This is a genomic window from Specibacter sp. AOP5-B1-6, from assembly GCF_052376555.1.
Taxonomy (GTDB): Bacteria; Actinomycetota; Actinomycetes; order Actinomycetales; family Micrococcaceae; genus Specibacter.
The window spans coordinates 1-24918 of record NZ_JBQSVT010000034.1; the positions used below are offsets into that span (position 1 = coordinate 1).

Sequence of the window (24918 nt, forward strand, 5' to 3'; positions counted from 1 at the left end):
GTGTTTGCGCCCCCGCACACATCTCCGGGCAACAAAAAACCGCCCCAACACCGGTTGTTGCCAGTGTTGGAGCGGTCTTTACCCTGTGCACCCCTCCGGACTTGAACCGGAAACCCATTGATTAAGAGTCAATTGCTCTGCCAATTGAGCTAGGGGTGCCTTTTATTCATTTTATTCGCAGTAAAAAACCGCACCAACACCGGTTGTTACCAGTGTTGGAGCGGCTTTACCCGTGCACCCCTCCGGACTTGAACCGGAAACCCATTGATTAAGAGTCAATTGCTCTGCCAATTGAGCTAGGGGTGCATCTTTTCACTGCGGAAGCGCACTTCGGTTTGTAGCCATCGTGTTCCTCGCAACGACATGAAACTCTACCGGGTTTTTGGGCGAGTGCGAAATCGAAACGGCAGGTTTCGCGCATTTTGAGGCGCGGATCACAGCGACTCCGGCGGGAAACCGCGGAATATCGCGGTTCCAGGCCAGAAAAATTTCAGGGACGTGGCAGGCAACAGGCCCCAAACAGTAGCCCGGTCCACACTTCAGCCCTAGACTGGCGCTCATGAGCGAGGACATCAAATCAGCAGACGACGTCGTCCGTACCGCCGACGGCAAGCCGGACATCAAACCCCGCAGCAGGGTTGTCACCGACGGCATTCACGCAGCCCCGGCACGTGGCATGTTTCGTGCCGTCGGCATGGGGGATGACGACTTCAGGAAACCGCAAATTGGTGTGGCCAGCTCCTGGAACGAAATCACGCCCTGCAACCTCTCCCTGAACCGGCTGGCCCAAGGCGCCAAGGAAGGCGTCTTCGCGGCCGACGGATTTCCCATGCAGTTTGGCACCATTTCGGTCTCCGACGGCATCTCCATGGGCCACGAAGGCATGCACTTCTCCCTCGTGTCGCGCGAAGTCATCGCCGATTCGGTGGAAACCGTCATGATGGCCGAACGCCTGGATGGCTCCGTGCTGCTGGCCGGCTGCGACAAGTCCCTGCCCGGCATGCTCATGGCCGCCGCCCGGCTGAACCTTGCCAGCGTGTTCCTCTACGCCGGCTCCATCATGCCCGGCTTCGCCAAAATGGAGGACGGCACGGAGAAGGAGGTCACCTTGATCGACGCCTTCGAAGCCGTCGGTGCCTGCGCCGCCGGCACGATGAGCGTGAAGGACCTTGACTCAATCGAGCGCGCCATCTGCCCCGGCGAAGGCGCCTGCGGCGGCATGTACACCGCCAACACCATGGCCTGCATCGGCGAGGCGCTCGGCATGTCCCTGCCAGGCTCCGCCGCGCCGCCCAGCGCCGACCGCCGTCGTGACATGTACGCCCGCAAGTCCGGTGAGGCTGTTGTCCACCTGCTGGAAAAGGGCATCCGCACCCGCGACATCATGACCAAAAAGGCCTTTGAAAACGCCATCGCCGTCACCATGGCCTTCGGCGGATCCACCAACGCCGTGCTGCACCTGCTCGCCATCGCCCGCGAAGCCCAGGTCGATTTGACGCTGGCCGACTTCAACCGCATCGGCGACAAAATTCCGCACCTGGGCGACCTCAAGCCCTTCGGCCGCTACGTCATGTTCGACGTCGACAAGATCGGCGGCGTGCCCGTCATCATGAAGGCACTGCTCGACGCCGGACTCCTCCACGGCGACGCTCTCACCGTCACCGGCAAGACAGTTGCCGAGAACTTGGCCGAAATCAACCCGCCGGACCCCGACGGCAAGGTCCTGCGGGCACTTGACAACCCAATCCACAAGACCGGCGGCATCACCATCCTGCACGGCTCCATGGCCCCCGAGGGTGCCGTCGTCAAGAGTGCGGGCTTCGACCTGGATGTCTTTGAGGGCACGGCCCGGGTGTTTGAACGCGAGCAAGGCGCCCTCGAGGCCCTGGACCGGGGCGAAATTCACGCCGGCGACGTCGTCGTGATTCGCTACGAAGGTCCCAAGGGCGGCCCCGGCATGCGCGAAATGCTCGCCATCACCGGGGCCATCAAGGGCGCCGGCCTGGGCAAGGACGTCCTCCTGCTCACCGACGGGCGCTTCTCCGGGGGCACCACCGGCCTGTGCATTGGCCACGTGGCTCCGGAAGCGGTCGACGGCGGACCCATCGCCTTTGTGCGGGACGGGGACAAGATCCGCGTCGACATTGCGGCCCGCTCGTTTGACCTCCTGGTTGACGACGCCGAACTCGAGTCCCGCAAGATCGGCTGGGTGCCGCTGCCGGCCAAGTTCACCACGGGCGTCCTGGCCAAGTACGCCAAGCTCGTCAACAGCGCATCGACCGGCGCCTACTGCGGCTGACGGGCTGCAGATACCGGCGCCGATGGCCGCGAATCAAGGAAAATCGGCGAAGATGCCCAAAGGGTGGACTATGGGTCCACATAGTGAGATCACGGTGTGGCCTGTTTGACACTTAACAGCTCAAAACGGGAGACTTACAGACATGCAACGAAATCTTGTAGTCGTCATTAGCTAGCGCGTGACGCGAAGTGGCCGCACCCATGGCCACTGGTCCCGTGACACTCGCATGAGAGTATGTCACACCACGTGCATACCCCTCGCTGACTGCCTTATGGGCTGAGGGGTTTTTTTGTTTCCACCACCAGCGGCAACTCGTACCATTGCGTGAACCACCCGGAATTAAGCGCAACTACTTTAGAACCACCCAGAGCATGAGTTTCCCAAAGGAAGAACCGATGAGTAAAGGAACGCCCGCCAGCCCAGCGCTGATGGCAGCCAAGTCCTCCGGACACGGTGCCCAAGGTGGCACCACTTCTGGTGCCGTGAGCACCTCAAAGCCAGCCTCCGACGTCGTCGGTCCCAACAATGTTGTGGCGCCGGTGCAGATGAGCGGTTCCGAGGCGCTTGTGCGGTCGCTTGAGGAGCTGGGTGTCAAGGATATTTTCGGTTTGCCCGGTGGAGCGATCCTGCCCACGTACGACCCCCTCATGGCCTCGTCCCTGAATCACGTTTTGGTGCGCCACGAGCAGGGTGCCGGGCACGCCGCCCAGGGCTACGCCATGGTCACCGGCGAGGTGGGCGTGTGCATCGCCACCTCCGGTCCCGGCGCAACGAACCTTGTCACGGCCATCATGGATGCGCACATGGACTCGGTTCCGCTGGTTGCCATCACCGGCCAGGTTTCCAGCTCGGTGATTGGCACCGACGCCTTTCAGGAAGCCGACATCGTGGGCATCACGATGCCGATCACGAAGCATTCATACCTGGTAACGGACCCGAATGAGCTTCCCCGGGTTCTGGCGGAGGCATTCCACCTCGCCTCGACAGGACGCCCGGGCCCCGTGCTGGTGGACGTGTCCAAGGACGCCCAGGTCGGCCCGATGACGTTCTCCTGGCCGCCCGTCATCGACCTGCCCGGCTACCGTCCCGTCTTCCGCGGCCACTCCAAGCAGCTGCGTGAAGCCGCCCGCTTGATCGGCGCGGCCAAGAAGCCCGTGCTGTACGTCGGCGGTGGTGTCGTCAAGGCCAACGCGGACAAAGAACTGATGGTCCTGGCCGAGCTCACCGGCGCACCCGTTGTCACCACGCTGATGGCACGCGGCGTTTTCCCCGACTCGCACCACCTGCACGTTGGCATGCCCGGCATGCACGGCTCGGTTTCGGCTGTGACGGCGCTGCAGCAGTCCGACCTGCTCATCACCCTTGGTGCGCGGTTTGATGACCGTGTCACCGGCGTGCTCAGCAGTTTTGCACCGCACGCGAAGGTCATTCACGCCGACATTGATCCGGCGGAGATTTCCAAGAACCGCACGGCCGACGTGCCGATCGTGGGTTCCGTCAAGGAAATCATCCCCGACCTGACGGCTGCGTTGAAGGTTGAATTTGAGGCCAACGGCACCCCTGACCTGGGGGATTGGTGGGCGTTCCTGGGCAATCTCCGGGACACTTACCCGCTGGGCTGGACCGAGCCGGAAGACGGACTCATGTCCCCGCAGCGTGTCATCTCACGCATCGGCGCCCTGACCGGCCCCGAAGCCGTCTATGTGGCAGGCGTTGGACAGCACCAGATGTGGGCTGCCCAGTTCATCAAGTACGAACGCACCCGCTCCTGGCTCAACTCCGGCGGTGCGGGAACCATGGGGTACTCGGTTCCGGCAGCAATGGGCGCAAAGGTCGGCAACCCCGACCGCGTTGTATGGGCCATTGACGGTGACGGCTGCTTCCAGATGACCAACCAGGAACTGGCCACCTGCCGCATCAACAACATCCCCATCAAAGTTGCCATCATCAACAACTCATCCCTGGGGATGGTCCGCCAGTGGCAGACGCTGTTTTACAACAGCCGCTACTCCAACACGGACCTGAACACAGGCCACAATTCCATCCGGGTCCCGGACTTTGTGAAAATGGCGGACGCCTACGACTGTGTCGGCCTGCGCTGTGAACGCGTTGAGGACATCGACGCCACCATTGAGGCCGCGCTGGCCATCAATGACCGCCCCGTCATCATTGACTTTGTTGTCAGCCCTGACTCCATGGTCTGGCCGATGGTGCCCTCGGGCGTCAGCAATGATCAAATTCAAGTTGCCAGGAACATGACCCCGGTGTGGGACGAGGAGGACTGACCATGACTCGACATACTCTTTCCGTACTGGTTGAAGACAAGCCCGGTGTTTTGACCCGCGTCGCAAGCATGTTTGCCCGCCGCGCCTTCAACATCAACTCCCTCGCGGTCGGCCCCACCGAGAATGTGGGAATCTCCCGCATGACAGTTGTGGTCGACGCCGACGGTGACTTGATTGAACAAGTCACCAAACAGCTGAATAAACTGGTCAACGTCATCAAGATCGTTGAACTTGTTTCAGAGAATTCCGTACAACGGGACCACATCCTGGTCAAGGTACGTGCGGATGCCGCCACGAGACTGCAGGTAACCCAGGCCGCAGACCTCTTCAGGGCCTCAGTGGTTGATGTGTCCACAGACTCATTGACCATCGAAGCCACCGGCTACGCGGACAAGCTTGCAGCGTTGCTGAATGTCCTGGAACCCTTTGGGATCCGGGAAATCGTGCAATCAGGCACCTTGGCCATTGGGCGGGGATCCCGTTCCATGAGCGACAGGGCCCTTCGCGCCTCCTAGCGCACCGGCCCGGCAGGCCACCGGCCCCATGGGCCACCATGAAATACTTTTCCCCACCAGCTACACACACCATTCATTCAAGGAGTTCCACAGTGACTGACATGTTCTACGACGACGATGCAGACCTCTCCATCATCCAGGGTCGCAAGGTCGCCGTCATTGGCTACGGCAGCCAGGGCCACGCGCACGCACTGAGCCTGCGCGATTCCGGTGTTGACGTTCGCGTCGGCCTGAAGGCGGGCTCCAAGTCCATCGCCAAGGCTGAGGCCGAGGGCCTGCGCGTCCTTAGCGTTGCAGATGCAACGAAGGAAGCCGACCTGATCATGATCCTCACACCGGATCAGGTTCAGCGTTTCGTCTACGCCGAGGACATTGCACCGAACCTGAAGGCCGGCGACGCGCTGTTCTTCGGCCACGGCTTCAACATCCGCTTCGGCTACATCACGCCCCCGGCCGATGTTGACGTTGCCCTTGTTGCTCCGAAGGCACCGGGCCACACCGTCCGCCGCGAATTCGAAGCCGGCCGAGGCATCCCCGACCTGATCGCCGTCGAACAGGACTTCACCGGCGGCGCCAAGGCCCTGGCCCTGTCCTACGCGAAGGGCATCGGCGGAACCCGCGCCGGCGTCATCGAGACTACCTTCACCGAAGAGACCGAAACCGACCTGTTCGGCGAGCAGGCAGTTCTCTGTGGCGGTACCTCACAGCTCGTCCAGTACGGCTTTGAAGTTCTGACCGAAGCCGGCTACAAGCCGGAAATCGCCTACTTCGAGGTGCTGCACGAGCTCAAGCTCATCGTTGACCTCATGTGGGAAGGCGGCATTGCCAAGCAGCGCTGGAGCGTTTCCGACACCGCAGAGTACGGCGACTACGTCTCCGGCCCGCGCGTCATCACCCCCGAGGTGAAGGAAAACATGAAGGCTGTCCTCGCGGACATCCAGAGCGGTGCGTTCGCAACTCGCTTCATCGAGGACCAGGACAACGGCGGCGTTGAATTCAAGGCGCTGCGCAAGAAGGGTGAAGAGCACCCCATCGAGGCCACCGGCCGCGAACTGCGCGGACTGTTCTCCTGGGTCAGCAACAGCGACGACTACACCGAAGGCTCCGTAGCCCGCTAGTCCCCACGCCCTCCCGTATCGGCTCGCTGAGCGAGCCGCGACTGGGGTCCCTCGGGCGCGGGGCCCCACCCCGCCCATGTGCTTCGGGTGCGGGCCCAGGGCTTTGCACGGCGGTGTGATCTGCGTCGCTTGCGTCGTTGATCCTGCTGAATGTTACGGCAGGGAAGCCGGACTCCCATAAGCTGGAGTCCGGCTTTTCTGTTGAAATCACAACACAAGAACCATCACCAAAATCCCCACAAGAACACTATCGACAAGCTAAAGAGGTCACCGGTGACAGCCACCAAGCCAGTAGTACTCCTCGCTGAGGAACTTTCGCCCGCCACAATTGAGGCCCTGGGGCCCGATTTTGAAATCCGCCAGGCCGACGGCGCAGACCGTTCCGCCTTGCTGTCCGCCATTGTTGACGTTGACGCGATCCTGGTTCGCTCCGCAACACAGGTCGACGCCGAGGCCATTGCCGCAGCGAAGAACTTGAAGGTCATTGCACGTGCCGGTGTGGGGCTGGACAACGTTGACATCAAGGCTGCGACGCAGGCCGGCGTCATGGTGGTCAACGCCCCGACGTCGAACATCGTCTCCGCCGCCGAACTGACCATCGGTCACATCCTCTCCCTGGCCCGCCATATTCCGGCCGCCAGCACCGCCTTGAAAAACGGCGAGTGGAAGCGCTCCAAGTACACCGGCACCGAGCTGCTGGAAAAGAAGCTCGGCATCATCGGCCTGGGCCGCATCGGCGCCCTCATCACCGAACGCGCCAAGGCTTTCGGCATGGAGATCGTTGCCTACGACCCCTACGTCACCTCGGCCCGCGCCGCCAGCCTCGGCGTGCAGCTGCTCTCGCTGGATGAGCTGCTGGAGCAGTCCGACTTCATCACCATCCACATGCCGCGCACCCCGGAAACCCTGGGCATGATCGGCACCGAGGCGTTTGCGAAGATGAAGAAGAGCGCCTACGTCATCAACGTGGCCCGCGGCGGCTTGATCGACGAAGCAGCCCTGAACATTGCCCTGCGCGACGGCGAAATTGCCGGTGCCGGGATTGACGTGTTCGTCAAGGAGCCCGCCACCGACGTTGACTTCCTCGGCCTCGACAACGTCATCGCCACCCCGCACCTGGGCGCCTCCACCGACGAGGCCCAGGAAAAGGCCGGCGTCTCCGTCGCCAAGTCGGTGCGCCTGGCCCTCGCAGGTGAGCTGGTCCCCGATGCCGTCAACGTTGCCGGCGGCGTCATCGCCTCCGACGTGCGCCCCGGCATCCCGCTGATCGAGAAGCTGGGCCGCATCTTCACCGCACTGAGTCACGCCTCCGTAACCCAGATCGACGTCGAAGTTGCCGGTGAAATTGCCGCCCACGACGTCAAGGCACTTGAGCTCTCCGCACTGAAGGGCGTTTTCAAGGACGTCGTTTCCGAGCAGGTTTCCTACGTCAACGCCCCGGTTCTGGCCGAGCAGCGCGGCATCAAGACCAACCTGATCACCACCCTTGAATCAGCCGACTACCGCAACGTGCTGACCATCCGCGGCGCACTGTCCGACGATTCACAGATCGCCGTTTCAGGCACCCTGACCGGTCCGAAGCAGATCCAGAAAATCGTGGGCGTCAACGGCTACGAGCTGGAAATCCCCATGAGCGACCACCTCCTGGTGATCTCCTATGTGGACCGTCCCGGCGTCGTCGGCGCACTGGGCCGCCTCCTCGGCGAGAACGACGTCAACATCGCCGGCATGCAGGTCGCCCGCCACACCGAAGGCGGCCAGGCGCTGGCCTTGATCACGGTCGACAGCTCCGTGCCGCAGAGCCTCCTCGAGGCCATCAAGACCGAAATCGGTGCCACCGTCGCCCGCGAGGTCGACCTGGAGGACTGACGCTTCCGCACCACATACGACGGCGGCACCCGGGTGAGTTTTCCTTCTCACCTGCGTGCCGCCGTCGTGCTTTGAGACACGAATCGATGTTTCGCCCGCGTTCACGGTAAATTTGTGGGGTGACATCTACTGACTCGGCCAAGACGCCTTACTACCTCACCACAGCCATCACCTACCCGAACGGTGTTCCGCACATCGGGCATGCCTACGAATACATCGCCACCGACGCCATGGCACGCTTCAAGCGCCTGGACGGCTTCGACGTCATGTTCGTGACGGGCACCGATGAGCACGGCATGAAAATTGCCCAGGCGGCCGAGAACGAAGGCGTCACGCCCAAGGAACTCGTGGACCGCAATGCCGCCATTTACAAGGAAGCCCACGCGGCCCTCGGCATCAGCTACGACCGCTTCATCCGCACCACGGACGCCGACCACTATGCGGCGTCGCAGGCCATCTGGCAGAAGATGGAAGCGGCCGGGGACATCTACCTGGGCAAGTACGAGGGCTGGTACTCGGTCCGCGACGAGGCCTACTACGGCGAGGACGAGACCGAACTGCGCGAGGACGGCAAGCGCTACTCCAAGGTCACCGACACCGAACTGACCTGGACCGAGGAGGAAAGCTACTTCTTCCGCCTCTCCAACTACCAGGACAAGCTGCTGGCGCTGTACGAGGCCGAGCCGGAATTCGGTGCCCCCCGCACCCGCTTCAACGAGGTCATCAGCTTCGTCAAGGGCGGCCTCGAGGACCTCTCCGTCAGCCGCACCACCTTCGACTGGGGCGTCCCGGTCCCCGGCAACGACAAGCACGTCATGTACGTGTGGGTTGACGCACTCACCAACTACCTGACCGCCGTGGGCTACCCCGATGTGGACTCCGAAGCCTTCAAGAAATACTGGCCGGCCGATGTGCACATCATCGGCAAGGACATCTCCCGCTTCCACGCTGTGTACTGGCCGGCGTTCCTCATGTCCGCCGGGCTGGAGCTGCCCAAGCGCGTCATGATCCACGGCTTCCTGCACAACAATGGCGTGAAGATGTCCAAGTCGCTGGGCAACGTTGTGGCTCCGGCCGACTGGGTTGCCCAGTACGGCCTGGACCAGGTCCGCTTCTTCCTGCTGCGCGAGGTCCCGTTTGGTGCCGACGGTTCCTACAACCACGACGCCGTGGTGGGCCGGATGAACGCCGATTTGGCCAACAACTTGGGCAACCTGGCACAGCGGTCGCTGTCCATGGTGGCCAAGAACTGCGAGGGCGTTGTTCCGACGCCGGGCGCGTTCATTGAGGCTGATGACGAGATCTTGGCCGCAGCCCGCGAGCTGCTGGAACACTCCCGGCACGCCTACCAGACACAGGACTTCCACGGTTCGCTGGAGAAGATCTGGCACGTTCTGGGCGACACCAACGCCTACTTCGCCGACCAGGCGCCTTGGGTGCTGCGCAAGACCGACGTGCCCCGCATGGAAACGGTCCTGTACGTGACGCTGGAAGTGCTGCGCATGGTTTCAATCCTGATTCAGCCGGTCATGCCGGATGCTGCGGCGAAGCTGCTCTCCGTGCTGGGCCAGGGCACCTCCGCCGATGACGCGGCCCGCCAGTTCGCCGCCATCGCCACGCCGCTGGTCGCGGGAACCGTGCTGCCCGCCCCGGCACCGATCTTCCCGAGGTACGAGGAACCCGCCGCCGAGGCTTAACTGCCTCTTCCCCGGTGCTTTTTTGGAAAGGGCCGGTGTTTGCGGTTTCGGCGGGTGTTAGACCACCCGCTTTAACCGCAAACACCGGCTCTTCTGCGTCCGGAACTACTTTTGGCGCAGCCCGGCCTGACGAAGGAGATGGATGAACCGGTTCTTGTTCATCATTTCGGCCCAAGTCCACCGGACAAACCGCACACCCTGGCCCCGAATATCGTCCTCACGGGCCTTCTCCTTCAAAATCCTGTCCTGAAGAGACAGACCGCCGCCCCAACCCGAACGCAGGTACTTGTCTTTGCCGTCAAACTCCCCGGCCAAGTTCAGTTCCTCAAACCAGAAGTCCACCAAGGCGTTGCTGCCGTCGCGCAGGACGAACTTCTTTTGCAGAATCGGGGCTGGAAAGCCGAACATGTGCATCTTGGCGCGGCTGAGGGATTCACCTGCGGAACCTGAAAGTGCCGACGCGAAGTGGATGACGGTCAGAGCCCTCAGCCTTGCGGACTTGCTGTGCAGCGCCTCGGCGGCTGACACCAGATCTTCGCGCAGCAACGGCGGCCCTTGCGGGTAGTTGCTTTGCCACACCGGCTCACGCGTGAGTGGTTCGTCTCCGGCGGGACCGAAACGATTGAAGGCGTGTTTGCGGTCGGAAATCCGCAGGCTCGAATCACACACGGCCACCGCGTAGGGGAAATCGAGGCTCAGAATCAGTTGCATGACCGTGGTGAGCTTGTCCGTGAGCAGGAACGGTCCGCACCGGACCACGCCCTCCGTCAGCGACCCGCGATGGCGAACCACGTCATTCTCGCTGCGTCCGCCTGTGGTCACTTCCGTCATGGTGTGCAACCGCCCCGGTGTTCCCACTGTCCACAGCCCCCACAGCAGCGCTGCCGTGGCGTGGGAAAACACTGGCTGGCGCCGTGCTGCAAGTTGCAGGGCCTGTGCCCTAAGCCCATATTTCCGCAGTGGGTGCAGGTCCTTCCATTCAGCCGACAGGGCATAGGCCCCTCGGCGAACCCTGAAGAGTTCGCCCTTGTTGCGCCGAGCAACCAGGGTGCGGCGGTCCTGCCCGACACGTTCGAGGTCGGACGGCAAGATCAAGTGTGGGGTGTCCATGCGCTACAGGCTTTCACCGCAACAGCGTCGTGCGGAAGAGGCATCTCGGTAAATGTGCACAACTCACGCGCCAATCCTGGTGTGGAGGAATCAACGGCGCAGGCCCACGCGGTGGCACGCCCCTGCCGCGCAAAAGGGACGGCGCTTGCGTAAAAAGCGGGTGGCAGACCACCGTCCTTTTACGCAAACGCCGTCCCTTTTCGAGGATGCGTTGAGAGTCAGTCCATCGCGAGGCCTTGCACGGGGGAGAGCTTGGCCGCACGGTGGGCGGGCACCACGGAGGCGAGCAGCCCGGCAACGGCAGCCACGGACACCACTGCGAGGATCTGGCCCCATGGGATCACGGCCGTGACTTGGGTAAAGGTGCCGAGGGCCGATTGTGCCCCGGCCCAGCCGTACACCGAGCCCAGCACCGAGCCGATGATGGCTGCGACCCCGGCGATCAACACCGCTTCCAGGGCCAGCATGCCGCGCAGCTGTCCTCGGGTCAGGCCCAGTGCCCGCAGCAGCGAGTTCTCCCGGGTCCGCTCCAGCACCGACAGTGAGAGCGTGTTGGCCACGCCGATCAAGGCAATGAACACGGCCACGGCCAGCAAGCCGGTAACGACCAGCAGCAGCATGTCGATGACCTGGTTGAACATGACCTTTTCCAGCACGGATCCGCCGACCTGGGCGTCGTCAACGTGCAGCGCCCCTGCCAAAGCGGTGCGCAGATCCATGAGTGCGTTGGCATCCAGGGACGGGTCCACGGAGATCCACAAGGGAGCAGCGGTCTGCTGCCGGACCGGATCATCGGCGGCCAACGGCGGGAACGCATCCAGCGACACCAAGGCAGTCATGCCGTAGTTCGTGGCGGCGGTGGCCGTCAGGTTCGTTGTTTGCGTGCCGGCGACCAGGCTGGCCTTGGCGGCTGCCATGTCCTTGGGAAGCACAGCAGACGTCCGGGTGGGACGGTTGGCCGGATTCTTCAGCAGCGAGAGGGCGTCGGCGTCGGAAATGCCGTACGCAGCCAGCTGGTTGTCCCCAGCCGTCACCATGCCCACCAGCTCCAGCCGGGCGATGTGCTCGACGCCGGGAAGCGCCGCGGCTGTGGCGAGGTCAGCCTCGGAAAAGGCCTGCTCACCCGGGGATCCCTGCACCGCAAGATCCACCGGGTAGCTGCTGTCGAGCGCGGTGTCGAAGGAGCTCCGTGCCGTGGCCGCACCCGTCATCATCATGGTCACGAGCGTGACGCCGATGAGCAGCGCGGAGGCCGTCGCCGTGGTCCTGCGCGGATTGCGCACGGCGTTGGCTGCCGCCATCTTCCCGGGCACCCCGGCCGGGCGGGCCAGCGTGCCGGCCAGCGAGACCAGCTTGGGGACAAACAACGTGGCCGCCATGAGGAAGCCGACAAAGGATGCGGCACCCGAGGGCAGTGCAAGCAGCAGGTTCGACGTCAGGCCGCCAACCACCAGCCCGACACCGCCGGCCAGGATGAGCACTACGCCGATGGTCAGGCGAACACGGCCGCCGGCGTTGTGCACCGACGCGTCGTCAACCGGGCGCAGCGCGGCGAGCGGCGCCACTGCGGTGGCGGCGCGGGCCGGCACCAATGCGGCCAGGACGGTCAGCAGGGTTCCCACCAGCAGCCCGGCAATAATGGCCGACGGCGGCACCGCCAAGGTGGCGAACGTAAAGTCCGGGTTCTGGCGCAGCAGGCTCAACACCAGGGCCATGGTTCCGGTGGCGGCAAGCACGCCCAGCACCGAAGCGACGAAACCAACCACCAGGGCCTCAACCATGACGGAGTTCCGGACCTGTTTGCGGCTGGCACCAACACAGCGCAACAGCGCCAATTCCCGGGTGCGCTGGGCCACCAGCACGGAGAAGGTGTTGGAAACCACCAGGGCGGCAACGAGCAGTGCCACGCCGGCAAAGGCCAGCAGCACAATGGTCAACTGGTCCTGTCCGCCGGTAAAGTTGGCAACCATTTCGGTGGTTTTTTCATCGGCCGTCAGGATGGTGTCGGCGGGCCTGTCCAGGGTGCCGGCAAGGGCCGTCTTGGCATCGGCCACTGAGGTGCCCGGTGCCAGGTTCACCGTGATGCTGTCCAGGGCTGTCCCGGCGGCGCCGAGCTTTTGCACGGCGGCCTGCGTGCCCACAAATTGGGCCGATCCCTGCGCCGTGGGGTCCGCGGAGGCGGCCATGATGCCGGTGACGGTGGCGTCCAGGCTGGGTGCGGCGGATGCGGCGGCAGACCCGTCAGTGGCAGCGTCGTCGGGCGCGCTTCCGACGCCCGCGATCACGCCCGTCAGGGTGGTTTTGCTGCCCACAGTGACGTCGTTGCGTTCGGCGGTGACGGTGTCCACCACCACCTCGTTGTCGCTGGTGGGCCACGCGCCGGAGAGCAGCTTGACCGGTTCCAGCGACGGGAATGCCGGCATGCTCCGGACCATGGCGCCGACGGAGGCCTTGCCCAGGGCCGACTCGGCGTATGCCGAGAACTGGGGGTAGGACTCGGCGGCAACGGGGGAGGCTGCAACCTTGTCGGCGTCGGACTGGGTTAGGGGCCGATCCCGGGTTGGGGAGACCACCATGTCAGCCGATGAGTAGGCCTGGCCGATGCTGGCCTTCAGCGACGCACCGGTGGAGGCGTTGACCATCAAGGTGGCCGACAGGAACGCGACCGCCAGCAGCACGGCCAGGGTGATGGCGATGAAGCGGCGCGAGTGCGTCCGCAGTTGGCTCAGGGCTACCTGCAACATGTCAGGCCCCCAGCTGGGCCAGCGAAGCCAGCACAGATTCAGCGGTGGGGTTTTCCAGCTGGCCCACCAGTTCGCCGTCGTTCATCAAAACCACGCGGTCGGCGTAGGAGGCAGCCACGGGGTCGTGCGTGACCATGATGATGCTCTGGCCCATTTCGCGGGAGGAGCGCCGCAGCATGCCCAGGACCTCGGCGCCGGAGCGCGAATCCAGGTTGCCCGTGGGCTCGTCGCCGAAGATGACGTCGGGGCGCGTGAGCAGGGCGCGGGCCACGGCCACACGCTGCTGCTGGCCGCCGGAGAGCTCGTGCGGCTTGTGCTTGAGCCTGTCGGTCAGGCCAAGGGTTGAGGTGACGAACGTGAACCATTCCTTGTCCACGGTGCCGCCGGCCAGCGCCACGGGCAGCGTGATGTTGGCTTCTGCGGTGAGCGTCGGCACGAGGTTGAACGCCTGGAACACGAAGCCGATCCGGTCGCGGCGCAGCTGCGTCAGGGCCTTGTCATTGAGCGAGGTCAGCTCGGTGTCGCCGAGGTGGATGGTGCCGCCGGTGACGGAATCGAGCCCGGCCAGGCAGTGCATGAGCGTTGACTTGCCGGAGCCCGACGGGCCCATGATGGCGGTGAATTGTCCGGCCGGGAACTCCAGGTCAACGCCCTTGAGCGCCGTCACCTCGGTCTCGCCCTTGCCGTAGATCTTGCGCAGTCCGCGGGCCTGAACCGCCAATGTGCGTTGATTTTGTGCTGTTGTGATGGTCATGGTCCCAGCCTATTTCCGCGGGCCCGGGCGGCGGATCGGAGCATGGGTGGATATGCCGTGAATGTTCGACGCCGGCGCCTCCTACCGTGGGCTGAGTCCGGCCCCGCCGTGGCTGGATCGGCTAGTCGAGCACCTGGGGTGCCGGCCTGAATTTTCTGAGCCAAAATTCCGACTGGGCAATGTGGCCGGCGGTGGCGGTGGCGGCCGAGGCAGGATCCCGGTTGCGGATGGCCTCAAGTATGTCGCGGTGGCCCTTGTTGCTGACTTCCCGCACCGTTGCACCTTCAGCGCTGTCAAAGATGTTGAAGTGCCGGCCCCTGGAACGGAAGAGGCTCATGAGGCCGGTCAGCGTCGAATTTCCGCCAGCCTCGCAAATGGCCTCGTGGAAGCGGGCATCCAAATCTGAGATGTCGGCCGAATTTTCCGTTGCCTCCATCTTGGCCGCCAGCTCGTCCAATTCGGCCATCAGTTCCGGCGTGCACTTTGCCGCGGCCCCGGCGGCTGCATGGGACTCCAGGGCCCGCCGTATCTCAAAGAGCTCAAGGACGCTGTCGAACGGGAAGATGTCCACCAGCAGTGCGAAGCCCTTGAGGATTTCGGCCGGTTCCAGGGAGGAAACATAGGTTCCGGACCCGTGCCGCGCCTCCATGACGCCCAACGCCGACATGGCCCGGATGGCCTCGCGCAGGGAGCTTCTGGAGACGCCCAGCTGAACGGCGAGTTCCCCTTCCGGCGGGCATTTCTGTCCCGGGGCCAACTCTCCGGAGGCAATCTTGGCACGCAGGCCCTGCATGGCGGTCTCCACTGCACTCATCAGCGGTCTCCTCGGTAGCTGTTGCCCGTTCACGTCCTCTTGGACATATTCATCATACGTGTTGTTCAAGTCCTCCTATCTCTTTTTGACATTTGGCCGTAACAACGCGGAAACATCGACCTGTTTTACTAAGTCATCAGACAAATTCTCCGACTCACCTCTTGTCTTCACCCCAAATGTGAGATAGCTTACTGAGCATTCACTACCTGCCACCAACAGAAAGAACTCCGTGGCCTCCACTCTCATCACCGCCCCGAATGCCCTGCTGACCCCCGACGGGCAGCCTGCAACGTCAGATTGGTCCCTGACCGCTGACAAGGTCCACCTCAATCACGGCTCCTACGGCGCCGTGCCTCGAGTTGCCCAGGAACATCAATTTCTGTTGAAGGCCAAGATGGATGCAAATCCCTGCACCTGGTTCATGGGGCAGGCAGCAGCCTTGGCCGGAACCCGTGCCGAGATCGCGGCCTTCTTACGGGTGGACGCCAATGACATGGCGTTGGTTCCCAACGCCAGCGCCGGCGTCAGCGTCGTCTATAACTCGCTGACCTTCTCCAGGGGTGCCGACATTGTCACCACCGACCACGCCTATGGGGCCGTTTTGGAAGGTGCCCGCCGCGTGGCCCGCGAATGCAGCGGGGAGGTGCGGGTCGCCGTCGTGCCCCTGGATGCCGACGCGGCACTGAGCTGCGAGCTGGTCATGGCGCAGGTGACGGAGCGCACCGCGTTGATCGTGATCGACCAGATCACCTCAGCCACGGCGCGCAGCCTGCCGGTGCTGGAGATCGCCCAGGCAGCCAGGGAGCTGGGCATCCCGGTGTTGGTTGACGGTGCCCACGCACCCGGCGCCGAGGCTGCCCCTGTGCCTGACTTTGAGGGATTTTGGGTGGGCAATCTGCACAAATTTGCCTGCGCCCCGCGTGGCACGGCCGCCGTGGTTGCCCGAGGCCCGCTGCGCAAGCACCTGCATCCGTTGATCGATTCCTGGGGCTTCCCACATGAGTTCCCGGAGAGCTTTGACCACGTGGGCACCCAGGACATCACCTCCTGGATGGCAGCCAAAACTTCCTTTGACACCATCGAAACCCGCTATGGCTGGGACGAGGTCCGGCGCTACTCCCGCACATTGGCAGATTACGGCGCAGCGGTTATTCAGGACGCCTTCTCGGCAGCGACGGGGGAGGATGCCGCGGTCGACGTCGGAATGCCGGTGGGGCAGTTGCGCCTGATCCGGCTTCCCAAGGGTTTGGCAACGACGCACGAGGATTCCCACGCCGTGCGGGCCTGGATTTCAGACATGCTGAATTTTGAAACTGCCATCACCACTTTTGGCGGGGCAGGCTATCTGCGCCTGTCCACCCATGCCTACAACACGGCCCGGGAATTTGAGGCATTCGCAGAACGGGCTGTTCCGGAGTTGCTCCGGCTGGCCCGGCTGCGCTAGAAAATGACCGCTTCCACACATTATGAAAGGCCTTCCATGAAAAAGAAGTTAACAGCCATCACCGCCTTGGGCGTTGCCGCAGTTCTGGCCCTCTCGGGTTGTGGCGGCGGCGGGGGCAACACCTCCGCCGACGGCACCGTCACCCTCAAAATGGTGGAGAGCCTGACCAATCCCACCCGCACCGACACCTTGAAGGCACTGCTGGAGGGATTCGAAAAGGAGAATCCCACCATCAAGGTTGACTTGATTTCCCCGCCGACGGACTCGGCCGACCAGAAGATTCAGCAGATGCTGCAGTCGGGCAAGGGGATCGACGTTGTTGAAGCCCGTGACATCACGGTGGGATCGTTCGGGGCCAACAACTGGCTCTATGACATGACTGCCGACCTGAAAGACTGGGATGGTTGGGAGAACCTGACCGACAATGCGGTCAACTACTCCAAGCAGGACGACAAGACATACTACATCCCGTACGGCTTCTACGGACTTTCGCTGTTCTACCGCACTGACCTGGTCAAGGATGCGGGCTTCTCCGGTCCGCCCGCCAGCTGGCAGGACCTCCTGGAACAGTCGGAAAAGCTCAATGACCCCGATGCCAACAAGTTTGGCTACGCATTCCGCGGCGGCCCCAACGCCAACTCCAACGCCGTCGCCGTGATCGAGGCCTACACCGCGGATCAGGTTGACAAGGAAAACGCCTTCAAGCTCAGCAACGGCAAGACCATCTTCTCCGCTCCGGAGGCACAGCAGGCGATGGATGACTACCTGGAGATCTTCAAGAAGGGCTCGCCGCCGTCGTCGGTTGCGTGGGGCTACCCGGAAATGGTGCAGGGGTTCAGCAACGGTTCCACGGCGTTCCTGCTCCAGGATCCCGAGGTTATTGCCACCATCAAGGAATCCAAGTCCATCAAGGATGACCAGTGGAGTGTCGCACCCCTGCTGACAGGGCCCACGGGCAAGGCCATCCAGCCGGTGGCAACCGCCGGCTGGGGCATCGCCGAGTCCAGCACCGCCAAGCCCGAGGCCGTCAAGCTCATCAAGTACCTGTCCCAGGGCGAACCGGCCACACAGTTCAGCAAGGACAACTCCCTGGTGCCGATCCTCAAATCTGCCGCCGACGATCCGTTCTACAGCACCGGCCCGTGGGCTGCCTATGTCACGATGACGGAGAACCCCGACACCTACATTTCAGCAGTGCAGCCCCGCGGAGTGTCCTGGTGGACCGAATGGATCAAGAAGTCCGACGGCGAACTGCAGCGCGTGCTGACCGGCAAGATGACCACCAAGGAACTGTTGGCCAGCTGGGACAGCTACTGGACCGAAAAGATGGCGGGCTAGTCACTCGTGGCACTCAAAGCTGAGCAGGAGGTGGTGCGCGGGCGCAAGCCGGCCGGCGCACCACCGGAACCGCACACCGAATTTCGCAGGAAGAAGCGCTTCAACTCCCGAACGGCCTGGACGCTGGCGGCGTTCATGGCGCCGGCAGCCATCTTTGTGGCCATCTTTACGTACTACCCCATGATTTCCGGCAGCCAAATGGCGTTCCGCAACTGGAACCTGAACGACCTTTCCGACACCTCGTGGATTGGTTGGGGGAACTTCCAGAAACTGTTTGAAAATCCGGAGTTTGGCACCATTGTCCGCAACACAGTTGTGTGGGTTGTCGGCTCACTGGTTCCGCAGGTCGTCATTGGCTTTGCGCTGGCGTTGTTCCTGAAACGCAAGTTCAAGTTCCGCAGCGGGTACCAGGCGTTCATCTTTTTCCCCTGGGCCGTTTCCGGCTTCCTCATCGGCATGTTGTTCCGCTGGATGTTCAATGCCGAATTTGGCGTGGTCAATGATCTGCTCATGAAGGCAGGCATCATTGACGGACCCATCCCGTGGCTGGCCGAACCGGGTTTTGCCATGACTGCGATCATCATTGCCAATATTTGGTATGGCGTGACGTTCTTCGCCATCATGATCCTGGCTGCGCTCCAATCGGTGTCCGAGGACATGTATGAGGCTGCTGCGCTGGACGGGGCAGGCAAGGCGCGGACACTGTTCAGCATCACCCTGCCGGCCATCGCCGTGACACTGGGCCTGACCATCCTCTTGCGCGTCATCTGGATATTCAACTTCCCGGACATCATCTGGGCCATGACCGGCGGCGGTCCCGCCGACCAGACCCATATCATCACCACGTACATGATCAAAATTACCCAGGAAGGCGATTACGGCCAGGCCTCCGCCCTTGGCCTGATAGTGGTGTTCACCTTGATGCTGTTCGCAGTCTTCTACCTGATGGCCATGCGCCCCCGAAAGGCCAACCGATGATCGACAAGCAAAGCATCTTCGGACGTGTTGGCAAGATCGTTTTCCTTGCCATGTGCCTGATCGTGACGATCTTCCCGCTGTACTGGATCGTCGTCACGTCCCTCAAGGCCCCCGGGGCCATCTATTCATTGCCGCTGGATTACTGGCCCAGCGAGATCTCCTTTGAGAACTACATTGGCTTGTTCACCAAGTCCGACTTTGGCCAGTACATGATCAACAGCCTGGTCGTGGCAACAGTTGCCGCGACCGTGGCAACGCTGATCTCCCTGCTCTCCGCCTACGTCCTGGCCCGCTTCCAATTTGCCGGCCGCGGTGCCGTCATGGCGGCGTTCCTGCTGACCCAGATGATTCCCGGCTTCATTGCCCTGGGCCCGCTGTACATGATGATGACCAACTTCGATCTCGTGGATTCCAAGACGGGCTTGATCCTGGTCTACATCGCCATCTGCATCCCGTTTTGCACCATCATGCTCCGCGGCTTCTTTGAAAACGTGCCGGACGCCCTGGAGGAGGCCGCCATGATCGACGGCTGCTCCCGCCTGAGCGCGCTGTTCCGGGTGCTCGTGCCGGTCATGATGCCGGGCATCGCCGCCAGCTTCATCTTCAACTTCGTCAACTGCTGGAACGAGCTGTTCCTGTCGGTGACCTTGATGAACAGCGACGAAAACAAGACCATCCCCACCGCTCTGGCCGGCTTCATTTCCAGCTTCAACATCGACTGGGGTTCCATGTCAGCGGCGGCCGTGCTGACAGTGGTGCCGACCCTGGTGATCTTTGCCTTCGCCAGCAAGTTCATCGTGCAGGGCCTGACCGCGGGAGCGGTGAAGGGCTGACCCCCGCTATAAACGCTCCATCAGACTTGGCAGTTGTTTTGCGAACGCTCCTGCACTCTAGCTGCAGGAGCGTTCGCAAATTAAGCCCCTCTCCTGCAGGAGCGTTCGAAACAGCCGGGGGCAGCTACCGCGGCGAGACGATGCCCGTCTCATAGGCGATGACAACCACTTGGACGCGGTCGCGGGCGTTGAGCTTGGCCAGAATGTGCCCCACATGGGTCTTGACCGTCGCCTCGGAGACAAACAGCTGCACGGCGATCTCCGGGTTCGACAGCCCGTTGGCAATCAGCACAAACACCTCGTGCTCCCGTGCGGTCAGGCTCGCGACGGCAACAGCGTTGGCGTCATTGGCGGGGCTGGGTGCGGAGAGCATGGGTGCCACATGGTCCAGCAACCGGCGCGTGGTCGACGGGGCGATCACGGCGTCGCCGGCAAAGACGGTCCTGATCGCGCCGAGCAGTTCCTCGGGCGGAGCGTCCTTGAGCAGGAAGCCGCTGGCCCCGGCCTGGATGGCGGCCAGCGCATACTCGTCCAGGTCAAAGGTCGTCAGCACCACGATCTTCAGCTCTGCCAGCCACGACCCCGCCGGTGCAGCCTTGGTTCGCTCCATCAACTTCCGCGTGGTTTCAAGCCCGTCCATGCCCGGCATCCGCACGTCCATGAGGATCACGTCGGCCGCCGTCGCCGAGAGCCCCCGCAACGCCTCAATCCCATTGCCCGCCTGCAGCACAACGTTTAGGTCCGGCTGGGAATTGATCAGCATGCCCAGCCCGGAGCGGACCAGCTGCTGATCGTCCACGAGGGCAACCCGAATGGGCGAGGAAGGTGTCATGTGTTTAGTTCTCCGTGTAGGGGATGAAGGCCGTGACTCCGAAGCCGCCGCCGACCAGGGGTCCGGCCGCCAGGGTGCCATCGTAAAGCTTGACGCGTTCTGCCATGCCGCGCAAACCGTTTCCGGCGGCCCCGGCGGACGGTGCAGCGCCGGCATCCGCCGCCTTGCCCTTGGGCGAAGCGGCAGCAGTGTGCCGGTTGCCATGGGAAGGGACGACGTCGATCCTTCCGCCGGCACCCCGGGAAGCTGTGCTTGGGGTGCTGGGGATACCCAGGGACGGGGTGCTTGGGTTTGAGCCGGGAGGGCCGCCGGGGGGTGAACCGGGAGGAGCGGGTGGGCCGGGTGCGATGGAACCGGGCGTCCCCGCGCTGACGGGCTGGGGTGCCCGCGCCGGGGACAGCGGAACGGTGGGGTGAGCCGCCGTCGAAGAGGCCGGGTGTGAGTGTGCCGGGCTCGAGGGTGCTGTGTTGGTGAGCGGCGTGTGGGAAGGGGCCTGAGTCGAGAGGCCCACGGTGGCGCCGCGGCCGTCGTCGCGCACGGCCACTTCCAGGCCCCGGGCGTTCCAGGTGAGGTTGACGGCGGCCTGAACGTTGGGCCCGGCATGCTTCATGACGTTCGTCAGGCCCTCCTGGACGGCCCGGTACGCGGTGAGTTCGGCGCCGGGCGGGAGCTGGCGCCTGGCCTCGCCCGTGACGGCGAAGTCCACGGGCAGGCCGGCGGCGCGGATGCCGAGCAACAGTTCGTCCAGATCGCCCAGGCCGGGCAGGGGGCGGGTGGACGCCTCGCCGTCGCCGCGCAGCACGCCCAACAGGCGGCGCATCTCCTGCAGGGACGAGCGGCCCGTGGCGGCGATTGTAGCCAGCGTTTCGGGTGCGATCTCCGGGTTGGCCACCGCGGCGTACCGGGCGCCGTCGGCTTGGGTGATGATGACGGAAAGGGAGTGGGCCACGATGTCGTGCATTTCGCGGGCAATGTGGGCGCGTTCGTCACTGGCGGCGAGATCACGTTCGTGCTGGGCCTCGATTTCCAGGCGGTGGGCGCGGTCCTCGAGGGCCTGGCCCCGCAGCCGCTTCGTGCGGGTGAGGTCGCCGGCGGTCCAGCTGAACAAGACCAGGACCCAGACCATGAGCACCAGGGCAATGCCCTGGGGAATGTCGCCGAGCGACAAAGTCGTGAGGTCGTAAAAATATCGGGTGACCATCATGATGGCGCCCAGCAGCGCCAGGGCCAGTCCGCCAAGGCTTGCCCAGCGGGGGCCGAAGGCGGCCAGGGCATAGACGACCAGGGGAACAGCAATCTCGGCCGGCATGGGCAGCACATTCAATGCCCATTGCAGGATGGCCACGGCGGCGATGATGAAACCGGCCGTGACGGTGCGGGTGCGGCGCCAGGCGAGGGGGACCACGAGGGCGGTGCTGAAGAACAGGGCGGCAACGGTGGAGGCGGTGCTGTCCAGTCCCGGAGTCATCGTGGACAGGCTGAACGGCACCACCATGAGCCACAGCACCGCCATGAGGACGAAGTCCACGGCGAAACGGTGCCGGCGGAACCAGTCGTAGATGGAATGCATGATCACACGTCCAACTCTAGGCGCCGCCGCGCTCGCAGGCATCCTGCCCTGGGGGGAGATCCCGGCCTGCTGTCGGAATACGATGGGATTGCAGCAACTTTTCCCCGCAGCGACCGTCGGGCCTGTGGGCTGCCCCTGGCCGGGACGGTGCTGGATTTTTCTTAGATCGAACGACAGAAAGGCCACCGATGAATGTCTCCGTCATTTGGTTCCGTGATGACCTGCGCGTGGCAGACAATCCTGCCCTGCTGGCTGCCGCAACGGACGGTGCCGCCGTGGGACTCTACGTCCTGGACGAGGTGTCGCCGGGCATCAGGGCCCTGGGCGGGGCCGCCAAATGGTGGCTGCACCACGCATTGGTTGACCTCCGCAGCGAACTGGACGCCCTGGGCATCCAGCTGGTCCTGCGCCGCGGACCCGGAGCTGAGGTGGTGTCGGCGCTGGCCGCCGAGGTGGGGGCCTGTGCCTTGTATTGGAACCGCCGCTATGGAGGACCGGAACGGAGCGTCGACGCGGAACTGAAGTCCTGGGCGCGGGACAACGGCCTCCACGACGAAAGTTTCCAGGCCAATCTCCTGCATGAGCCCTGGCAGGTCACGACCGGGGCGGGGAATCCCTACCAGGTCTTCACGCCATTTTGGCGTGCAGTTTCAGCCCAGGATTTCCGGGCGCCGCTGGATGCGCCGGCCGCGGGACACGGCTTCGAGGGGAAGCTGCCGGACAGCGACGAGTTGGATAGCTGGGAGCTCCTGCCGCAAGCCCCCGACTGGGCAGGGGGTCTGCGCGAAAGCTGGACCCCCACCGTTGCTGCTGGCCATGAGTTGCTGAACGGCTTCCTTGCGGACCGGGTGGCGGAGTATTCCGACGCGCGGGACCGGCCGGACTGCAAGGGAACCAGCCGCCTGTCTCCGTATTTGCGATGGGGACAGCTCAGCCCGTTTCAGGTATGGGCTGCGCTCGCCGAAACCCGTCGGGAGCAGGCCGGAAGCAATGGCCCTGCCGTCTTTGCCTCCGAGCTGGGCTGGCGTGAATTTTGCTGGCACCAGCTTTTCCATCACCCGGATATGGCCACCGCCAACCTGCGGGCGAAGTTCAACGACTTTCCGTGGCGCCAACCCGGCCACGAGGGCTCCGATCAGCTGGTTGCGTGGCAGCGGGGGCAAACCGGGATCCCGCTGGTGGACGCCGGACAGCGCGAGTTGTGGCATACCGGCTCCATGCACAACCGCGTCCGCATGGTTGCCGCCAGTTTCTTGGTCAAAAACCTGGGCATTGACTGGCGGGCGGGGGAGCAGTGGTTTTGGGACACGCTCGTGGATGCCGACGCAGCCTCCAATCCGGCCAACTGGCAGTGGGTGGCAGGTTCCGGTGCCGACGCCTCGCCCTTCTTCCGCATCTTCAACCCGCTGACCCAGGCCAAGAAGTTTGATCCCGAGGGAAAATACGTTGGCCGATGGGTGACGGAGGCCGCCAGCCCGGAGTACCCCGAGCCCATTGTTGACCTGCAGGAAAGCCGCCGTGAGGCCCTGGAGGGTTATGCCTCCATCAAATGATGGGCGGCCGGGGGAGTGGCAACACGCGCCACGTCTCATTATTTGAGATACGTTGACCATCATGTGGATGGTTTCGCTAGGCTGAATCCATGAGCGCATCGAATGAAACTGCCGTGATGGACATTGCCGTAATCGCCGGGGACGGCATCGGCCCCGAGGTGACGGCGGAGGCCGTGAAGGTCCTGCAGGCCGTCACCGCCTCCGAGCACCTGGAGCTCAAGCTTACCGATTACAAGCTCGGCGCCGAGCACTGGCTGGCCACCGGCGAAACCCTCCCGGACACCACCATCGAGGCCCTGCGCGGCCACGACGCCATCCTCTTCGGCGCGGTTGGCGCGGCTCCCGGCGACACCTCCATCCCGTCCGGCTTGATTGAGCGCGAGATGCTGCTGAAACTGCGCTTCAGCCTCGACCACTACGTCAACCTGCGCCCCTCCTTCCTGTACGACGGCGTGGCCTCACCCCTGGCCAACCCCGGCACCATCGACTTCGTCGTGGTCCGCGAGGGCACCGAGGGCCCCTATGTCGGCAATGGCGGCGTGCTGCGCAAGGGCACCCCGCACGAGGTCGCCACCGAGGTTTCGGTCAACACCGCCTTTGGTGTGGAGCGTGTTGTCCGCGACGGCTTCCGCCGCGCCAGTGAGCGGCCCCGCAAGAAACTCACGTACGTCCACAAACACAATGTGCTCGTGTACGCCGGCCACCTGTGGAAGCGCACTGTCGAGGCCGTGGCGAAGGAATTCCCCGAGGTTGCCGTTGACTACCTGCACGTTGACGCGGCCATGATTTTTCTGGTCACCGACCCGGCCCGCTTTGACGTCATCGTCACCGACAACTTGTTTGGCGACATCGTCACGGACCTCGCCGCGGCCGTCACCGGCGGCATCGGCCTGGCCGCCTCCGGCAACATCAACATGGACCGCACCGCCCCGTCCATGTTTGAACCGGTCCACGGCTCGGCCCCCGACATTGCCGGCCAGCAGAAGGCGGATCCCACGGCGGCCATCCTGTCGGCGGCACTGCTGCTGCACCACTTGGGCCATCATGGTGCCGCGGCCAAGGTCGAGGCTGCCGTCACGGCCGACATCGCCACCCGCAATGCCGCGTCGCCCAGGGCCACCAGCGCCATTGGCGACGCCATCGCGGCGGCGCTGTAACGCCGTCG

The 24918-nt window shown here is 63.7% G+C and carries 18 protein-coding genes and 2 tRNA genes; 12 read left to right on the plus strand and 8 right to left on the minus strand.

Annotation, left to right across the window (positions count from 1 at the left end):
• Positions 1-86: 86 nt before the first annotated feature.
• Both ACT3TS_RS15005 and ACT3TS_RS15010 read right to left on the minus strand, forming a co-directional pair.
• Positions 87-159, minus strand: a tRNA-Lys gene (locus tag ACT3TS_RS15005).
• A 74-nt stretch (positions 160-233) separates the two neighbouring features.
• Positions 234-306, minus strand: a tRNA-Lys gene (locus ACT3TS_RS15010).
• Positions 307-559: 253 nt separating this feature from the next.
• On the opposite strand from ACT3TS_RS15010, the gene ilvD reads away from it, so the two are divergent.
• The 6 genes from ilvD to metG all read left to right on the plus strand — a co-directional run bounded on the left by ilvD (position 560) and on the right by metG (position 9783).
• Positions 560-2299, plus strand: a complete 1740-nt coding sequence (gene ilvD / locus ACT3TS_RS15015; protein WP_444532322.1) for a dihydroxy-acid dehydratase — start codon at positions 560-562, stop codon at positions 2297-2299.
• A 395-nt stretch (positions 2300-2694) separates the two neighbouring features.
• Positions 2695-4584, plus strand: coding sequence for an acetolactate synthase large subunit (locus ACT3TS_RS15020; RefSeq protein ID WP_444532323.1), 1890 nt, complete (start codon positions 2695-2697; stop codon positions 4582-4584).
• Between the two features lie 2 nt (positions 4585-4586).
• Entirely contained in the window at positions 4587-5099 is a 513-nt protein-coding gene (gene ilvN, locus ACT3TS_RS15025) for an acetolactate synthase small subunit (protein ID WP_444532324.1), read from the plus strand.
• Between the two features lie 92 nt (positions 5100-5191).
• Positions 5192-6217: a ketol-acid reductoisomerase gene (gene ilvC / locus ACT3TS_RS15030; RefSeq protein ID WP_444532325.1), complete on the plus strand. Its 1026-nt coding sequence runs from the start codon at positions 5192-5194 to the stop codon at positions 6215-6217.
• A 273-nt stretch (positions 6218-6490) separates the two neighbouring features.
• Complete coding sequence (serA, locus tag ACT3TS_RS15035) at positions 6491-8086, plus strand: phosphoglycerate dehydrogenase (RefSeq protein ID WP_444532326.1); 1596 nt, start codon at positions 6491-6493, stop codon at positions 8084-8086.
• Positions 8087-8205: 119 nt separating this feature from the next.
• Entirely contained in the window at positions 8206-9783 is a 1578-nt protein-coding gene (gene metG / locus ACT3TS_RS15040) for a methionine--tRNA ligase (protein ID WP_444532327.1), read from the plus strand.
• A gap of 105 nt (positions 9784-9888) precedes the next feature.
• On the opposite strand, the gene ACT3TS_RS15045 is transcribed toward metG, so the two are convergent.
• The 4 genes from ACT3TS_RS15045 to ACT3TS_RS15060 all read right to left on the minus strand — a co-directional run bounded on the left by ACT3TS_RS15045 (position 9889) and on the right by ACT3TS_RS15060 (position 15205).
• The gene (locus ACT3TS_RS15045) at positions 9889-10893 is read right to left on the minus strand and encodes a hypothetical protein (protein WP_444532328.1); all 1005 of its coding nucleotides are present in this window, start codon (positions 10891-10893) and stop codon (positions 9889-9891) included.
• 218 nt (positions 10894-11111) lie between these two features.
• Positions 11112-13637, minus strand: coding sequence for an ABC transporter permease (locus tag ACT3TS_RS15050; protein ID WP_444532329.1), 2526 nt, complete (start codon positions 13635-13637; stop codon positions 11112-11114).
• Position 13638: 1 nt separating this feature from the next.
• On the minus strand, positions 13639-14391 hold the full coding sequence (locus tag ACT3TS_RS15055; RefSeq protein WP_444532330.1) for an ABC transporter ATP-binding protein: 753 nt from the start codon (positions 14389-14391) through the stop codon (positions 13639-13641).
• A gap of 121 nt (positions 14392-14512) precedes the next feature.
• A complete protein-coding gene (locus ACT3TS_RS15060; RefSeq protein WP_444532331.1) occupies positions 14513-15205 on the minus strand; it encodes a FadR/GntR family transcriptional regulator in 693 nt (230 codons plus the stop codon).
• A gap of 229 nt (positions 15206-15434) precedes the next feature.
• On the opposite strand from ACT3TS_RS15060, the gene ACT3TS_RS15065 reads away from it, so the two are divergent.
• The 4 genes from ACT3TS_RS15065 to ACT3TS_RS15080 are packed head-to-tail and all read left to right on the plus strand — an operon-like array spanning position 15435 to position 19798.
• Positions 15435-16649 (plus strand): aminotransferase class V-fold PLP-dependent enzyme, encoded by a 1215-nt coding sequence (locus tag ACT3TS_RS15065; RefSeq protein WP_444532332.1) that lies wholly within the window; start codon positions 15435-15437, stop codon positions 16647-16649.
• 36 nt (positions 16650-16685) lie between these two features.
• Positions 16686-17987, plus strand: coding sequence for an ABC transporter substrate-binding protein (locus ACT3TS_RS15070; protein WP_444532333.1), 1302 nt, complete (start codon positions 16686-16688; stop codon positions 17985-17987).
• 6 nt (positions 17988-17993) lie between these two features.
• Complete coding sequence (locus ACT3TS_RS15075; protein ID WP_444532334.1) at positions 17994-18965, plus strand: carbohydrate ABC transporter permease; 972 nt, start codon at positions 17994-17996, stop codon at positions 18963-18965.
• Positions 18962-19798 carry a carbohydrate ABC transporter permease gene (locus ACT3TS_RS15080; protein WP_444532335.1) on the plus strand — a complete coding sequence of 279 codons (837 nt, stop codon included), beginning with the start codon at positions 18962-18964 and terminating at the stop codon, positions 19796-19798. Before ACT3TS_RS15075 ends, ACT3TS_RS15080 begins: the two co-directional genes overlap by 4 nt.
• 124 nt (positions 19799-19922) lie before the next feature.
• Here the strand turns inward: ACT3TS_RS15080 and ACT3TS_RS15085 are convergent, their stop codons facing one another.
• A complete protein-coding gene (locus ACT3TS_RS15085) occupies positions 19923-20630 on the minus strand; it encodes a response regulator (protein WP_444532336.1) in 708 nt (235 codons plus the stop codon).
• 4 nt (positions 20631-20634) lie between these two features.
• The gene (locus ACT3TS_RS15090; protein WP_444532350.1) at positions 20635-22200 is read right to left on the minus strand and encodes a DUF7134 domain-containing protein; all 1566 of its coding nucleotides are present in this window, start codon (positions 22198-22200) and stop codon (positions 20635-20637) included.
• Positions 22201-22388: 188 nt separating this feature from the next.
• On the opposite strand from ACT3TS_RS15090, the gene ACT3TS_RS15095 reads away from it, so the two are divergent.
• Positions 22389-23753, plus strand: a complete 1365-nt coding sequence (locus ACT3TS_RS15095; protein ID WP_444532337.1) for a cryptochrome/photolyase family protein — start codon at positions 22389-22391, stop codon at positions 23751-23753.
• 89 nt (positions 23754-23842) lie between these two features.
• A complete protein-coding gene (locus tag ACT3TS_RS15100; RefSeq protein WP_444532338.1) occupies positions 23843-24910 on the plus strand; it encodes a 3-isopropylmalate dehydrogenase in 1068 nt (355 codons plus the stop codon).
• The last annotated feature ends 8 nt before the right edge of the window (positions 24911-24918 follow it).